The sequence below is a fragment of the Streptomyces sp. NPDC007929 genome (assembly GCF_042959065.1).
Lineage (GTDB): Bacteria > Actinomycetota > Actinomycetes > Streptomycetales > Streptomycetaceae > Streptomyces.
The window spans coordinates 308,004-324,419 of sequence record NZ_JBIBKD010000008.1; the positions used below are offsets into that span (position 1 = coordinate 308,004).

9 protein-coding genes are annotated in these 16,416 nt (G+C 72.5%); 8 read left to right on the top strand and 1 reads right to left on the bottom strand.

The features are described from left to right. Window positions 1-239: 239 nt before the first annotated feature. The 7 genes from ACFZDE_RS27500 (at window position 240) to ACFZDE_RS27530 (ending at window position 12,202) form a co-directional block, all read left to right on the top strand. Entirely contained in the window at window positions 240-2,024 is a 1,785-nt protein-coding gene (locus ACFZDE_RS27500) for an ABC transporter transmembrane domain-containing protein (RefSeq protein ID WP_391204177.1), read from the top strand. Continuing rightward, the gene (locus ACFZDE_RS27505) at window positions 2,021-3,928 is read left to right on the top strand and encodes an ATP-binding cassette domain-containing protein (RefSeq protein WP_391204181.1); all 1,908 of its coding nucleotides are present in this window, start codon (window positions 2,021-2,023) and stop codon (window positions 3,926-3,928) included. Before ACFZDE_RS27500 ends, ACFZDE_RS27505 begins: the two co-directional genes overlap by 4 nt. A 19-nt stretch (window positions 3,929-3,947) precedes the next feature. Further along, window positions 3,948-5,735, top strand: a complete 1,788-nt coding sequence (locus ACFZDE_RS27510; protein WP_391204184.1) for an ABC transporter transmembrane domain-containing protein — start codon at window positions 3,948-3,950, stop codon at window positions 5,733-5,735. After that, window positions 5,732-7,504: an ABC transporter transmembrane domain-containing protein gene (locus ACFZDE_RS27515; RefSeq protein WP_391204187.1), complete on the top strand. Its 1,773-nt coding sequence runs from the start codon at window positions 5,732-5,734 to the stop codon at window positions 7,502-7,504. The genes ACFZDE_RS27510 and ACFZDE_RS27515 overlap by 4 nt, the downstream gene beginning before the upstream one ends. Window positions 7,505-7,690: 186 nt before the next feature. Further along, the gene (locus tag ACFZDE_RS27520) at window positions 7,691-9,748 is read left to right on the top strand and encodes a M4 family metallopeptidase (protein WP_391204190.1); all 2,058 of its coding nucleotides are present in this window, start codon (window positions 7,691-7,693) and stop codon (window positions 9,746-9,748) included. A gap of 220 nt (window positions 9,749-9,968) precedes the next feature. Further along, a complete protein-coding gene (locus ACFZDE_RS27525) occupies window positions 9,969-11,615 on the top strand; it encodes a M4 family metallopeptidase (RefSeq protein WP_391204193.1) in 1,647 nt (548 codons plus the stop codon). A 59-nt stretch (window positions 11,616-11,674) separates the two neighbouring features. Beyond that, window positions 11,675-12,202, top strand: coding sequence for a DUF1990 family protein (locus tag ACFZDE_RS27530; protein WP_391204196.1), 528 nt, complete (start codon window positions 11,675-11,677; stop codon window positions 12,200-12,202). A gap of 71 nt (window positions 12,203-12,273) precedes the next feature. Here ACFZDE_RS27530 and ACFZDE_RS27535 read toward each other — a convergent pair whose 3' ends face one another. Continuing rightward, a complete protein-coding gene (locus ACFZDE_RS27535) occupies window positions 12,274-14,892 on the bottom strand; it encodes an alpha-glucan family phosphorylase (protein WP_391204199.1) in 2,619 nt (872 codons plus the stop codon). A gap of 276 nt (window positions 14,893-15,168) precedes the next feature. Here ACFZDE_RS27535 and ACFZDE_RS27540 point away from each other — a divergent pair, with 276 nt between their 5' ends. Continuing rightward, complete coding sequence (locus ACFZDE_RS27540) at window positions 15,169-16,371, top strand: S8 family serine peptidase (protein WP_391204202.1); 1,203 nt, start codon at window positions 15,169-15,171, stop codon at window positions 16,369-16,371. The last annotated feature ends 45 nt before the right edge of the window (window positions 16,372-16,416 follow it).

A 16,416-nucleotide genomic window follows, 5' to 3' on the forward strand; every position in this document is an offset into this window, starting at 1 on the left:
CCGGGTGGGCGCGGGGCGACGTGCCGAGCGCGCCCCGGCCGGTGGCGCCGGGCGGACCGGGCCGTGGTGTCGTGTCGCCGCAGTCGTGACCCGGGGTGGCTCCGCCGGACGGGGCATGCGGCTCCGGACCGGCGGGGACGTCCGGGTCGTCGAACGTGCTGGTCGTGGGGTCGGCGGCCGGTTCGGGGCGGCGGAAACTCGGTGGGCAGGGGGAGGGGGGATCCGTAGGCTCGCTGCTGATGGTCACTACATCTGCCGCCGCCCAGAACCGTTCCACCGTAGGCACGTTGCTGCGCCTGTGGCCGTTCGTGCGGCCCGTGCGGGCGCGGCTGTCCGGGGCCGCGGGTGTCGCGATACTCGCCTCCTGCGTGGGTCTGGTGATCCCGCTGGTCCTGAAGTGGATGGTGGACGGCCCGATCGCGCACCGGGACCCGGCCGGGGTGTGGCTCGGCGCGCTGTGTCTGCTGCTGCTCGGCTTCACGGAGGCCCTGCTCTTCGGGTTGCGGCGCTGGCTGGTGGCGCGTCCGCTCTCGCACGTCGAGGCGTCGATGCGGGCGGCGCTGTACCGGCACCTCCAGCGGCTGCCGGTGGCCTTCCACGACCGCTGGGCGTCGGGGCAGTTGCTGTCCCGGGCGACGACGGACCTGATGCTGCTGCGTCAGTTCCTCGCGTTCCCGCTGACGTTCCTCCTCGTCAACGGCGTGACGATCGCCGTGGGCGTGGTCATCATGCTGCTCCAGGACTGGACCCTCGGGCTGGTCATCCTCGGGCCCGCCGTGCCCCTCCTGGTCACCTGCATGGTCTTCGAGAAGCGTTACGCCAGGGTGGCCCGGCGCGCGCAGGACCAGGTCGGCGACCTGACGACGGTCGTCGAGGAGAGCGTGCTGGGCATCCGCATCATCAAGGGCTTCGGCCGCCACCGCAGCCAGGCGCGGGCGTTCCGGGACCTGTCGAGGACGCTGCGCGGCACGGAACTGCGCAAGGCCCGGCTGCTGGCGACGATCTGGGGCGTCATCGTGACGCTGCCGGAGGTCGCGATCGGGGCGGCGCTGGTCGTGGGGGTCGTCCAGGTGGCCGACGGCGCCCTGTCGGCGGGGACGCTGGTGGCGTTCCTGTCGACGGCGCTGGCGCTGCGCTGGCCGGTGGAGTCGATCGGGTTCCTGCTGGCGATGAGCCAGGAGGCGGCGACGGCGACGCAGCGGTACTTCGAGGTCATGGACGAGGAGGTCGAGGACGCCACCCCGGCCCCGGGTACCGGGCACACCGGGGACAGCGGGCTGCGCTTCCACGACGTCTGCTTCCGCTACCCCGACGCCCCCGCCGACACCCCGCCCGTCCTCCAGCACATCGATCTGCACATCCGGCCGGGCGAGTCCATGGCCCTGGTCGGCGCCACCGGCAGCGGCAAGACCACCCTCACGGCGCTCGTCCCCCGCCTCTACGAACTCACCTCGGGCCGCATCACCCTCGACGGCGCCGACATCACGGAACTGTCCAGACAGGAGCTGCGCGCCAAGGTCGCGGTGGCCTTCGAGGACCCCACCCTGTTCTCGGCGTCGGTCGGCGACAACGTCCTCATGGGGGCGCGGGACACCGCCGGGCAGGCGGACCTGGAGCGGGCGCTCGCCGTCGCCCAGGCCGACTTCGTGCACGCCCTGCCCGAGGGGACGGACACCCGTGTCGGCGAGCAGGGCCTCAGCCTCTCCGGTGGCCAGCGCCAGCGCCTCGCGCTCGCCCGGGCCGTCGTCGGACAGCCGGAGTTCCTCGTCCTGGACGACCCGCTGTCGGCCCTGGACGTGCACACCGAGGCCGCCGTCGAGGCCGCCCTGCGGCAGGTCCTCGCGGACACCACCGCCCTGATCGTGGCGCACCGCCCGTCGACCGTGCTGCTCGCCGACCGCGTGGCCCTGCTGTCGGGCGGCCGGATCACCGCGGTCGGCGCCCATCACGAACTGCTGCGTACGAACTCCGAGTACGCGCATCTGATGTCAGGTGAACCAGGGGAAGGGGAGGGCGCACGATGACGGCGGCCACCAGCGCACCGGCCGGCAACAAACCCGACGACCAGCCCGACGGCCAGGACGGCCGGCAAGCCGGCCGACCGGGCGGCCCGGCCGACGACCCGTCCCTCGCCGGCGGCGACCCCTTCGACCGGGACGTCCTGCCCACCCCGCCGGGCGCCACCCGGGCCCTGCTGCGCTCCCTGCTGTCGCCGCTGAAGTCCCGGGTCACGGTCACCGCCGTCCTGCTGCTGCTCCAGCAGGCGGTCGTGCAGGCGGGCCCGCTGCTCGTGGCGTACGCCATCGACCGTGCCGTACCGGCGTTCCGGGCGCGGGACCACGGGCCGCTCATCGCGGTGGGCGTCGGCTTTCTGGCGTGCGCGCTGGCCGCGGGCGCCCTGCAGTTCGCCTTCGTCACCGCCGCGGCCCGGGTCAGCCAGGACGTGCTGCTGGACCTGCGCGGCCGGATCTTCCGCCACGCGCAGGCGCTGAGCGTCGACTTCCACGAGCGCTACACGTCGGGTCGGCTCATCTCCCGCTCCACGGCCGACGTGGAGTCGCTGCGGGAGCTGCTGGAAGAGGGCCTCCAGGAACTCGTGACCGTCATCCTGTCCTTCGTCTACATCTCGGCGATGCTGCTCTGGCTCGACCTGGGCCTCGGGGGCGTGGCGGTGGCGTCCCTGGTGCCGCTCTACGCGCTGGTGCGGTGGTACCAGCGGCGGGCCGGGCGGGTGTACCGGGCCCGGTCGACCGCCATCGCGGGCGTCATCGTCAAGTTCGTCGAGACCATGAACGGCATCCGGCCGGTGCGCGCCTTCCGCCGCGAGGCCGCCAACGACGCCGACTTCGGCGTGCTCAACAGCAGGCACGAACGGACCAACGGGGACGCGCTGCTGGTGATGGCCCGCTACGTCACCGGCTCACGGCTGGTCGCCAACACGGCGGTCGCGGCGATCGTGCTGTGGGGCGCCTACCGGGTCGCGGACGGCGCGCTGGCCCTAGGTGTGCTGGCCGCGGCCGTGCTGTACCTGCGGCGGCTGTACGACCCCATCGACCGGCTCGGGATGTTCCTCAACTCCTACCAGTCGGCGGCGGCCTCCCTGGAGAAGATCGCCGGGCTGCTCGCCCAGACCCCTTCGGTCCCGGAACCGGAGGCCCCACGGCAGCTCCCCCCGCTCGAGAGCGAACACCCCGGTCGCGCCGTGGTCTTCGACGGCGTCCGCTTCGGGTACCGCACCGGCGGCGAGGTGCTGCCCGCGTTCGACCTCACCCTCCCGGCCGGGCAGACCGTCGCGGTCGTCGGCTCCACGGGCGCCGGCAAGTCGACGCTGGCCAAGCTGCTGGCCCGGTTCTACGACCCCTCCGGCGGCCGGGTGCTGCTGGACGGCGTCGACCTGCGCGACCTCGCCGTGCCGGAACTGCGGCGCGGGGTGGTCATGGTGACGCAGGAGGCGTTCCTGTTCTCCGGGACGGTCGCCGACAACATCGCGATCGGCCGCCCGGACGCCACCCGCGAGGAGATCGAGCACGCGGCGAAGGAGATCGGCGCGCACGAGTTCATCAGCACGCTGCCCGACGGCTACGACACCGACGTCCGCAAGCGGGGCGGCCGCATCTCAGCGGGGCAGCGGCAACTGGTGGCTTTCGCCCGGGCGTTGCTGGCCGACCCGGCGGTGCTCATCCTCGACGAGGCGACCAGCTCGCTGGACGTCCCCGGGGAGCGCGCGGTGCAGCGGGCCATGACGACGGTGCTGAAGGGCCGTACGGCGGTGGTCATCGCGCACCGGCTGTCGACCGTCGAGATCGCGGACCGGGTTCTGGTGATGGAGCACGGGCGGATCGTGGAGGACGGCCGTCCGGCCGAACTCATCGCGGGCACCGGCAGGTTCGCGGACCTGCACCGGGCCTGGCGGGACAGTCTGGCGTAGGGCGGCGGAGGACGGGCGGATGATCGACGCGTACGAGGACCCCGGCACACCCGACGACCGCGGGGGCGCCCGCTATCTGTGGTGGCTGGTCACCCGGCAGCCGGGCCGGTGCGCCGCGGGGGCGGTGTTCGGCACGGTGTGGATGGTGCTGCTGGCGGCGACGCCGTATCTGATGTCCCGGGCGATCGACGACGGTCTGGAGCCCGGCGACATGAGAGCGCTGACGCTGTGGAGCGGCGCGCTGTTCGTGGTGGGCGCCTTCAACGCCTGGCTGAGCATCATGCGGCACCGCACCATGACCCGGGTCCGTATGGACGCCAACTTCCGGACGGTGAAGGTGGTCGTCGGACAGGCGGTGCGGCTCGGCGCCTCGCTGCGGCGGCAGGCGGGCGCCGGGGAGGTCGTCACGATCGGCGTGGGCGACGTGCAGACGGTCAGCCAGTCGCTGACGGTCGTGGGGCCCGGGATCGGCGCGGTCGTGGGGTACCTGGTGATCGCCGTGCTGCTGGTGTCGGTCTCGGGGCTCGTCGCGCTGGTCGTGCTGCTCGGCATTCCGGTGCTCGCCCTGCTGGTCGGGCCGCTGCTCGGCCGGTTGCAGGGGTCGGAGGCGGAGTACCGCGAGCGGCAGGGCGTGCTGACCGCGCGGATCGGCGACCTCGCGGGCGGCCTGCGGGTCCTCGCGGGCCTCGGCGGCACGCAACTGGTCGCGGACGCCTTCCGGCGGGACTCGGGCCGGCTGCGCGAGCAGGGCTACCGGGTGGGGGCGGTGACCAGCTGGGTGCAGGCGCTGGGCCTCGGCCTGCCGAGCCTGTTCCTCGCGGTGGTGACGTGGCTCGCGGCCCGGCTCGCGGCGCAGGGCGACATCACCGTGGGCCAGCTGGTGTCCGTCTACGGCTATGTGGCGGTGCTGGTGTGGCCCGTGGCCTTCCTGGTCGAGTGCGGCTACCAGGTCAGCCGCGGGGTGGTGTGCGCACGCCGGGTCGTACGGTTCCTGCGCCTGGAGCCGATGGCCGACTCGGGGACCCTGGACGCCCCGTCGGAGCCGTCCGTCCTGTACGACCCGGAGTCCGGGGTCCGGGTCCTGCCGGGCCGTCTGACGGCCCTGGTGGCGGAACACCCCGCGGACGCCACGACGGTGGTGGACCGCCTGGGCCGCTACGCCCCGTCGGGCGCGACGTGGGGCGGCGTCCGCCTGGACGACATCGCCCTGAGCCAGATCCGGTCACGCATCCTGGTGGCGGACCCCGAGGCGGACCTGTTCGCGGGCGCCCTGCACCAGATGATCGGCGCCGGGGGCGGCGCCCGGAGGGGCGCGGGGCCGTCTCGCTCCGCGGCTTCGCCGCGGGGCGCGAACAGCCCCGACGCGCCCGCAACCGCCCCCCAACACCACCCGGCACCCCACAAAGCGCTCCACACAGCCGCCGCGGAAGACATCGTCCAAGCCCTCCCCCAAGGACTCGACACCCCCATGGACGCCCAGGGCCGCAACCTCAGCGGCGGCCAGCGCCAGCGCATCCGTCTGGCCAGAGCCCTCCTCACCGACCCGGAGATCCTCCTGGCCGTCGAGCCCACCTCCGCGCTGGACGCCCACACCGAAGCCACCGTCGCCGCCCGGCTGCGCAGGGCGAGGGAGGGCCGCACCACGGTGGTGACCACCACCTCCCCCCTCGTCCTGGACCGCACGGACACCGTCCACTACCTCAAGGACGGCAAGGTCGAAGCCTCCGGCACCCACCACGAACTGCTCGCCACCACCCCCGGCTACCGCGCCCTCGTCGCGAGGGACACCGAGGAGGTCCTGGGATGAGCGGCACCCACCTGCCGGTCGCCGAACGGGCCGACGTCCGCCGCGCCCTGCTCGGTCTCGTCCGGGCCGACGCCCGCGCGTTCGGTGTCGTCCTGGGCCTGAACGCGCTCGCGGCGGTGGCCGGACTGGCCGGGCCGTGGCTGCTCGGCCGGATGATCGACGACGTGCGGGCCGGGCACGGGACGGCCGCGGTGGACCGGCTGGCGCTGCTCCTGGTGCTGTCCGCCGTCGCCCAGGTGCTGCTGGCGCGCTGGGCCCGGTACGTGGGGCACCGCTTCGGGGAGCGGACCCTGGCGCGGGTGCGGGAGCGGTTCGTGGACCGGGCGCTGACGCTGCCCGCGTCGGTGGTGGAGCGGGCCGGCACCGGTGACCTGACGGCACGCGGCACGGCGGATGTGACGACGGTCGGCAACACCCTGCGGGACGCGGGCCCCGTCCTGCTGGTCAACCTGGTCCAGGCGCTCTTCCTGATCGTCGCGGTGTTCCTGATGGACCCGCTGCTCGGCGCCCTGGCGGTGCTGGCCCTGACGCCGATCTGGATCGGGCTGCGCTGGTATCTGCGCCGGGCCCGGGACGGATACCTCGCCGAGGGCGCCGCCACCTCGGACGTGGCGGAGATCGTGGCGTCGACGGCGGCCGGGGCACGCACCGTGGAGGCCTTCGGGCTCCGGGAGCAGCGCACCGCCGCGAGCCGGGACGCCCTGGAGGCCTCCCGTCGCACCCGCTTCTACACGCTGTTCCTGCGCTCGGTGTTCTTCCCGGTGATGGAGACCTCGTACGTCCTCCCGGTGGCCGGTGTGCTGGTCATCGGCGGGGCGCTGCACGCGTCCGGTTCGATGAGCCTCGGTGCGGTGGTGGCGGCGACGCTGTATCTGCACCAGCTGAGCGCGCCCCTGGACGAGGTGCTGGTGCGGATCGAGCAACTCCAGTCCGGTGGGGCCTCCTTCGCCCGGGTGGAGGGGCTCGCCCGGGCTCCGCGGGCACCCGGAGAGGGCGAGTGTCCGGATCCCGACGGCGACCGGATCGACGTCACGGGGGTGCGCTACGCGTACGACGGGGGCGTCGAGGTGCTGCACGGCGTCGATCTGACGGTGCGGCCCGGGGAGCGGCTCGCCCTGGTGGGGCCGTCCGGCGCCGGCAAGACCACGCTGAGCAGGCTGATGGCGGGCATCGACGCGCCGACCGCCGGCTCGGTGACGGTCGGCGGTGTTCCGGTCGCCGGGCTGGGGCCGCAGCGGCTGCGCCGCCAGGTCGTTCTGGTCACCCAGGAGCACCACGTGTTCCTGGGCTCGGTCCGCGACAACCTGCGGATCGCCGAACCGTCGGCCGGGGACGAGGAGTTGTGGGAGGCGCTGGCTGTGGTGGGCGCCGACGCGTGGGTGCGGGAGCTGCCGCAGGGGCTGGACACCCTTCTGGGGCAGGGCGGTAGCCGTACCGATGGTTCACAGGCCCAGCAACTGGCGCTGGCCCGCGTGGTGCTGGCGGACCCGCACACGCTGATCCTCGACGAGGCGACCGCGCTGCTCGACCCGACGACCGCCCGGCACACCGAGCGGGCCCTGGCCGCGGTCCTGGAGGGGCGCACCGTCATCGCGGTCGCGCACCGGCTGCACACCGCGCACGACGCCGACCGCGTGGCGGTGATGGAGGACGGCCGGCTGACCGAACTCGGCACGCACGACGAACTGGTGGCGGCCGACGGCGCCTACGCGGCGCTGTGGCACTCCTGGCACGGGGACCTGCCCGGGGGTGGCGAAACTCGGGTATAGCGACCCGTCCGTATAGCGAACATGAACTTCCGGACAACGAACCGTTTCCGGCCATACTTTTGACGCGGTCCTGACAGAAAGCGCGGTCCCCTGCCACGCTTCCCACGACTGCTCCACAGGAACCCCACGGCAACACCTTCATCTCCCCAGGCCGGGCGACCCCCGGTCCCGCAGAAGGAGTCAGTGTTGAGAAGCAGTTCCTCTCGAAGAGGCACCTCCCACAGACGCACTCCCCACACCCCCCGCCGCACCGCGGCCGTGGCCCTCTTCGGCGTAGCCGCGCTGATGGCCGCAGCCGTCCAGGGCGGCACCGCCGTCGCGGCACCCGAAGCCCCGCCGGCCGCGAGCACGGCGGCATCGGGCTCGGAATCGGTCAAGCTCAGCCCCGCCCAGCGCGCCGAGCTGATCCGCAAGGCCGAGGCCGGAAAGGCGCAGACCGCCCGCGACCTGGGCCTCGGCGCCAAGGAGAAGCTGGTCGTCCGTGACGTCGTGAAGGACGCCGACGGCACGGTCCACACCCGCTACGAGCGCACCTACGACGGCCTGCCCGTCCTCGGCGGCGACCTCGTCGTCAAGGCCGCCAAGTCCGGTGCGACGAAGGCCGTCGTCAAGGCGACCCGCGCCGCCATCAAGCCGGCCACCACCACCGCCGCGGTCCCCGCCGCGAAGGCGCAGAAGCAGGCGCTGGCCGCCGCGAAGGCGGACGACACCAAGAGCGCCGACGTCGACAAGGCGCCGCGCAAGGTGATCTGGGCCGCCAGCGGCACGCCGGTCCTCGCCTACGAGACCGTCGTCGGCGGCCTCCAGAAGGACGGCACCCCGAACGAACTGCACGTCGTCACCGACGCGGCCACCGGCGAGAAGCTCTACGAGTACCAGGGCATCGAGACCGGCACCGGCAACACGATGTACAGCGGCACGGTGACGCTCGGCACCACGCGGTCGGGGTCGTCGTACAACCTGACCGACGGCGCGCGCGGCAACCACAAGACGTACAACCTCAACCGCGGCTCCTCGGGCACCGGCACGCTGTTCTCCGGTCCCGACGACGTGTGGGGCAACGGCAGCCCGTCCAACGCCGAGACCGCGGGCGCCGACGCGCACTTCGGCGCCGCGCTGACGTGGGACTACTACAAGAACGTGCACGGCCGTTCGGGCATCAGGGGCGACGGCGTCGGCGCCTACTCCCGGGTCCACTACGGCAACAACTACGTCAACGCCTTCTGGTCCGACAGCTGCTTCTGCATGACCTACGGCGACGGCTCGGGCAACACCCACCCGCTGACGTCGATCGACGTGGCCGGTCACGAGATGACCCACGGCGTCACGTCCAACACCGCGGGCCTCATCTACAGCGGTGAGTCCGGCGGTCTGAACGAGGCCACCTCCGACATCTTCGGATCGACGGTCGAGTTCTACGCGAACAACGCCTCCGACGTCGGTGACTACCTCATCGGCGAGGAGATCGACATCAACGGCGACGGCACGCCGCTGCGCTACATGGACAAGCCCAGCAAGGACGGCGCGTCCAAGGACAGCTGGTACTCGGGCATCGGCTCGATCGACGTGCACTACTCGTCGGGCCCCGCGAACCACTTCTTCTACCTGCTCTCCGAGGGCAGCGGCACCAAGACCATCAACGGTGTCACGTACAACTCGTCCACCTCGGACGGCCTTCCGGTCACCGGCATCGGCCGGGACAAGGCGGAGAAGATCTGGTTCCGCGCGCTCACCACGAAGTTCACCTCGAACACCAACTACGCGGGCGCCCGTACCGGCACCCTCGCGGCCACCGGTGAGCTCTACGGCACGGACAGCGCCGAGTACAAGGCGGTCCAGGACGCGTGGGCGGGCATCAACGTCGGCGCCCGCTCCGGCGACGGAGGAGGCGGCGGCACGTCCTTCGAGAGCACCGAGGACGTGGCGATCCCGGACCGGGGCTCGGCGGTCACCTCGTCGCTCACCGTCTCGGGCCGGACGGGCAACGCGCCGTCCAACCTCCAGGTCGCGGTGAACATCGTCCACACCTACATCGGTGACCTCAAGGTGGAGCTGGTCGCCCCCGACGGCTCGGCGTACACGCTGAAGGGGTACGGCACCGGCGGCAGTTCCAACAACATCGACACCACGTACACGGTGAACGCCTCCTCGGAGGTGGCCAACGGGGTGTGGAAGCTGCGGGTGCAGGACAACGCGGCCATCGACACGGGCTACATCAACAGCTGGAAGCTGACGTTCCCGTAGGCCGGTAGCACCACGGGCCCTCAGGGCCACAGAGTCAGGGCACCGCCCCGGTGGGTTCGAATCCCCCGGGGCGGCGTCCGTTTCACCTGCCCTCGCGTACATCTGGCCGTCGAGTTCCGGCCAACATCACCTCACGCTCCTGACATGTACGCGCCTTAAGTGCCACTCTTCCCCCACGCCGCACAGCACCGCAGCACTTCCCCCACAACGAGGAGCTCGTGTGTCCACCCCCCTCTACGCGCGTCAAAAGCGCGCCACGCTCGCCATCGCCACCGCCGTCGCCGCCGGTGCCCTGCTCACCACCGGACTGACCTCCGGCAGCAGCGCCGCCGCGGACTCGGCGAGCAAGCCGGCCCTCGCCGCCGCCCCGGTCCTGCTCTCCGCGCCCGCCCGCACCGCCCTCATCCAGGAGCAGCAGGCGGACGCCTCGAAGACGGCCGGCGAGATAGGCCTCGGCGCCCGGGAGAAGCTGGTCGTCAAGGACGTCGTGAAGGACGCCGACGGCTCGGTCCACACCCGCTACGAGCGCACCTACGCGGGCCTGCCGGTCCTCGGCGGCGACCTCGTGGTGCACGAGTCGAAGTCCGGCGCGGCCAAGGGCGTCACCAGAGCCACCAAGGCCTCCCTGAAGGTCGCCTCGCTCACGCCCGAGGTCAGCGCCGCCAAGGCGGAGAAGCAGGCCGTGACCCTCGCCAAGGAGGCCGGCTCGGCCAGGACCGAGGCGAGTTCCGCTCCCCGCAAGGTGATCTGGGCCGCGAGCGGCAAGCCGGTCCTCGCCTACGAGACCGTCGTCGGCGGCCTCCAGGAGGACGGCACCCCGAACGAACTGCACGTGATCACCGACGCCGCCACCGGCAAGAAGCTCTACGAGTACCAGGGCATCGAGACCGGCACCGGCAACACCACGTACAGCGGCAAGGTCGACCTCACGACCACCAAGTCCGGGTCGTCGTACAACCTCACCGACGGCGCGCGCGGCGGCCACAAGACGTACAACCTCAACCGCGGCACCTCCGGCACCGGCACCCTCTTCTCGGGCTCCGACGACGTGTGGGGCAACGGCAACCCGTCCAACGCCGAGACCGCCGCCGCCGACGCGCACTACGGCGCCCAGGTCACCTGGGACTTCTACAAGAGCGCCTTCGGCCGCAACGGCATCCGCAACGACGGCAAGGCCGCCTACTCGCGCGTCCACTACGGCAACGCCTTCGTCAACGCCTTCTGGTCGGACAGCTGCTTCTGCATGACCTACGGCGACGGCTCGGGCAACACCAACCCGCTGACCTCGCTCGACGTGGCCGCCCACGAAATGAGCCACGGCCTGACCTCGGCCACCGCGGGCCTGGTCTACAGCGGCGAGTCCGGCGGTCTGAACGAGGCCACCTCGGACATTTTCGGCGCCGGTGCCGAGTTCTTCGCCGACAACGCCTCCGACGTCGGTGACTACCTCATCGGCGAGGAGATCGACATCAACGGCGACGGCACGCCGCTGCGCTACATGGACAAGCCCAGCAAGGACGGCGCGTCCAAGGACAACTGGTCCTCCGGCCTCGGCGGGGTGGACGTCCACTACTCCTCCGGTCCCGCCAACCACTTCTTCTACCTGCTGTCCGAGGGCAGCGGCGCCAAGACGATCAACGGCGTGAGCTACAACTCGCCCACCTCCAACGGCTCCACGGTCACCGGCATCGGCCGCACCAAGGCGCTGCAGATCTGGTACAAGGCGCTGACGACGTACATGACGTCGACGACCAAGTACGCCCAGGCCCGCACCGCGACCCTGAACGCGGCCTCGGCCCTGTACGGCGCGTCCAGCACCGAGTACAAGGCGGTCGCGTCCGCCTGGTCGGCCGTGAACGTCGGCTGACCGGTCCACGACCACGGGCGGTACCCGGACCCGAAGAGGGCCCGGGTACCGCCCTACTCTTGGGAACCGTGTCTTCTACGGATCCGCAGGACTTCACCTACGCCGATGTCGGCGCCACCCGTGACCAGGGCTTCTGCCCGCCGGGCTTCCATCCCATGCACGTGCGCACCCGCCTGGGCGAGGGCGAGGAGGTCTTCCGCCGGGCCTCGGAAGCGGTTCTCACCTGGGAGATGCACCGGTCGATGGGCGTCGGCCTCGACGCGAGCGCGGACCGGGCCGCCCCCGGCGTCGACGTCACCGTCACCCTCGCCGGCATGATCAAGGCCCCCTGCCGCGTGGTCTGGACGGTCGAGGAACCCCGCCGGGCGGGCTGGGCCTACGGCACACTGCCCGGCCACCCGGAGACCGGCGAGGAGTCCTTCGTGGTCGACCGCACGGGAGACGGCACCGTATGGCTCACGGTGAACGCCTTCAGCCGCCCGGCCAAGTGGTACGCCAAGGCGGGCGGCCCCGCGACGAGAGGCTTCCAGCACGCGTACGCACGCCGGTGCGGCACTGTCCTACGCCGGCTCGCAGCGCCCCTTTAGGGGTCCGGGCTGTGTCGATCCGCGGCTCCGCCGCGTGGGCGCGAGCAACCCCCACGCGCCCGCACCGACACTCACCGCATCAACAACCCCGCAGCCGCCACCAGCTCCTCGGAAGGCCCGGCCACAAGCCCCAGCTCCGCACTCGAAGCCAACAGCCGATGCGCGGGAAGAATCCGCACCGTGTACCCGAAGGGCCCCGTGCGATCCAGCGACAAGGGCCCCTCGTACACCCAGCGCCCGTCCTGGTCCGCGGAGCCCACCGGCTTCAGCGGCACGACCGTCGCGTCCCCGATCCGGTCCTGCTCGTCCACCCGCCCCGAGACGACCTGCACCTCCACGTCGTCCGGCCCGAGTTCCCCGAGCCCGACCCGGACCCGAAGCCCCAGTGTCGTCCCCAGCTCGGCCAGCGCCTCCGACGCCGACGTCTCCACATGGTCGACGGTGACGTCCGGCCAGGCCGCCCGCACCTTCCCCTTCCACGCGGCGAGGTCGCGTGCCGCGTCCGGACCCAGGGACCGGTGGGAGAGGGCGGCGGGCGCGTAGAGCCGCTCCACGTACTCGCGGACCATCCGCCCGGCCAGCACCTTCGGTCCGAGCAGGCTCAGCGTGTGGCGGACCATCTCGATCCACCGGTCGGGCAGCCCGCTGTGCCCGCGCTCGTAGAAGCGGGGCGTCACCCGCTGCTCCAGCAGGTCGTACAGCGCCGCGGCCTCTATGTCGTCGCGATGGTCGGGGTCGGCCCCGGCCCCGTCGGCGGTGGGGATCGCCCAGCCGAAGTCGGGCTGGAACCACTCGTCCCACCAGCCGTCGAGAACGGACAGGTTGAGACAGCCGTTGAGCGCGGCCTTCATCCCGGACGTGCCGCAGGCCTCCAGCGGCCGCAGGGGGTTGTTCAGCCAGATGTCGCAGCCGGGGTACAGCTTCTGCGCCATCGCCATGCCGTAGTCCGGCAGGAACACGATCCGGTGCCGCACCCGCGGGTCGTCCGCGAACCGCACCAGCTCCTGCACCAGCCGCTTCCCGCCGTCGTCCGCGGGGTGTGCCTTGCCCGCCACCACGATCTGGACCGGCCGCTCGGGGTGCAGCAGCAGGTCCATCAGCCGGTCCCGGTCGCGCAGCATCAGCGTCAGGCGCTTGTACGAGGGGACGCGCCGGGCGAAGCCGATGGTGAGGACGTCCGGGTCGAGGACGCCGTCGATCCAGCCCAGCTCGGCCGTGTGCGCGCCGCGCTGCCGCCAGGAGGCCCGCAGCCGCTCGCGCACCTCGGTCACGAGCTGCTCGCGCAGCACCCGCCGGAGGTCGAAGATGTCCTGGTCGGGAATGTCGGCCACGCTGTCCCAGCGGTCCGAGCCGCCGACGGTCAGCGCCTCCTCGGCGCGCCGGTCGCCGATCTGGCGGGCGCCGAGCCGGAACACCTCGGGGGCGACCCAGGTGGGCGCGTGCACCCCGTTGGTCACCGACGTGATCGGCACCTCGTCGGCGTCGAAGCCGGGCCACAGGCCGGCGAACATGTCCCGGCTGACGTGGCCGTGCAGCAGGGAGACGCCGTTGGCGCGCTGGGCCAGGCGCAGGCCCATCACGGCCATGTTGAAGAGGTTGGGCTCGCCGCCGGGGTAGGTCTCCATGCCGAGCCGCAGGATGCGGTCGACGTCGATGCGCGGCAGCTCGGCGTCGGGGCCGAAGTGGCGGGCGACCAGCTCACGGTCGAAGCGGTCGATACCGGCCGGGACGGGCGTGTGGGTGGTGAAGACGGTCCCGGCGCGCACCGACTCCAGCGCGGACTCGAAGTCCAGCCCGTCGGCGCAGAGTTCGGCGATGCGCTCCAGACCGAGGAACCCGGCGTGCCCCTCGTTGGTGTGGAACACCTCCGGCTCGGGGTGGCCGGTGAGCCGGCAGTACGTCCGTACCGCCCGGACACCTCCTATGCCGAGGAGCATCTCCTGGAGCAGCCGGTGCTCGCTGCCGCCGCCGTAGAGCCGGTCGGTCACGCCGCGCTCGCCGAGGTCGTTCTCCTCGACGTCGGAGTCCAGCATCAGCAGCGGGACCCGGCCGACCTGCGCGAGCCAGATCCGGGCGTGCAGCTGCCTGCCGCCGGGCAGGGCGAGGGCGACCTGGGCGGGGGTGCCGTCGGGCTCCTCCAGCTGGACGACGGGCAGCTCGTTGGGGTCGAGGACCGGGTAGTGCTCCTGCTGCCAGCCGTCCCGGGACAGGGTCTGGCGGAAGTAGCCGTGCCGGTAGAGCAGGCCGACGCCGATCAGCGGGACGCCGAGGTCGCTGGCGGCCTTGAGGTGGTCGCCGGCCAGGATGCCGAGGCCGCCGGAGTACTGGGGCAGGGCTGCCGTGATGCCGAACTCGGGTGAGAAGTAGGCGATCGCGGCGGGCAGTTGTTCGGGCTGGGTCTGGTACCAGCGCTCGCCGGTGGTGTAGTCGTGCAGATCGTCCGCGACCGCGGCGAGACGGCGCAGGAACGGGCCGTCCCCGGCCAGCTCCGCCAGTCGCGCGGGCGGCACGCTGCCGAGCAGCCGGACGGGGTCGCCGCCGGAGGCGGCCCACCGCTCGGGGTCGACCGACCGGAACAGGTCACGGGTCTCCGCGTGCCACGACCAGCGCAGGTTGCGGGCCAGATCGCCGATCGGCCGGAGGGGTTCGGGGAGAACGGGTCGGACGGTGAATCGACGGATCGCCTTCACGGGTTCCACCTCGGCGCGTTCGCTGGATTTCGCAGGGCTTCGACGACGTCTCCTACGACAGTACCGGCGTCGGCGCCTCCGTCGCTGAGGCTCCGCGACCCGCCCCCCGATCGGCCTGAACAGCACCATCCGCCGATATGGCCGATTCCGCACCCATAGGCGACCTTGTGGTGCTTCACACGCCACGAGAGGCTGCCCCTGGCGTACCGGCCCGGGCCCGTCGCACGCGGCGCCGCGCGGCAGCCGTACGCCGAGTCGAGGAGGGGAACTCGGACCATGGCTCGGACGCGCGAGCGGCGTCTGCGCCGGGCGGGGGGCCTGACGGCGGCGATCTGCGCCGCGGCGTTTTCGGCCACCACCCTGCCCGCGCACGCCGTACACGAGGGGCGGATACCCGGCGCCGGATCACCCGGCTCCGTGCACGGAAGTTACCTGGTCACACTGGAGGAGGGCACGCGGGCCCGGTCGGCGGCCGGCCAGGACCTCGTCGAACAGTACGGGGCGAGGATCAGCCACACCTACGGCGCGGTGCTGAACGGCTACGCGGTGCGGGCGGGCGGGAGACAGGCGGCGCTGCTGGCCGCCGACCCCCGGGTCGCCTCGGTCGTGCAGGACACCCGTGTGCGACTCGACGGCACCCAGAAGAACCCGCCGTCCTGGGGGCTCGACCGGGTCGATCAGCCCGGGCCGGCGCTGGATGGGAGCTACACCTGGCCCCGGTCGGCCGGTGCGGGGGTGACGGTGTACGTGATCGACACCGGTGTGCGCACCGGCCACGAGGACTTCGCCGGCCGGGCGGGGCACGGCTGGGACTTCGTGGGGAACGACCGGACCGCCTCGGACGCCAACGGCCACGGCACCCATGTCGCCGGGACGGTCGCGGGGACCTCCTTCGGCGTCGCGAAGCGGGCCCGGATCGTCTCCGTGCGCGTTCTCGACGCCGCGGGCGGGGGCACCACGGCCCGGGTGATCGCCGGGATCGACTGGGTGACCCGGCACGCGCGCAAGCCGGCGGTCGCCAACCTCAGCCTCGGCGGTCCGCGCAACGACCGGCTGGACGCCGCCGTACGCGCCTCCATCGCCTCCGGCGTCACCTACACGGTCGCCGCGGGCAACGAGGGCAGGCCGGCCGGCCTGTACTCCCCGGGCGGCGTCCGGCAGGCCCTCACGGTCGGCGCGACCGGCCGCGGGGATGCGAAACCGGCCTTCTCCAATCACGGTCCGGCCCTCGATCTGTTCGCCCCGGGCGTCGCCATCACGTCCGCGTCAGCCGCGAGCGACACGGCGCGGGCCACCTTTTCGGGTACGTCGATGGCGTCCCCGCACGTGGCGGGAGCGGCCGCGCTCTATCTGTCCGATCATCCGAAAGCCACTCCGGCCCAGGTCGGAGCGGTCCTGACCGGCACGGCGGCGGCCGGGAAGGTCTCCGGCCGGGGTGCCGGTTCGCCGGACAAATTACTGCGGGTGCCGCGCGCGTAGGGCGAAGGAGCAGCCATCCCGGAGGGCCGGCCTCGTCCGTCGCGG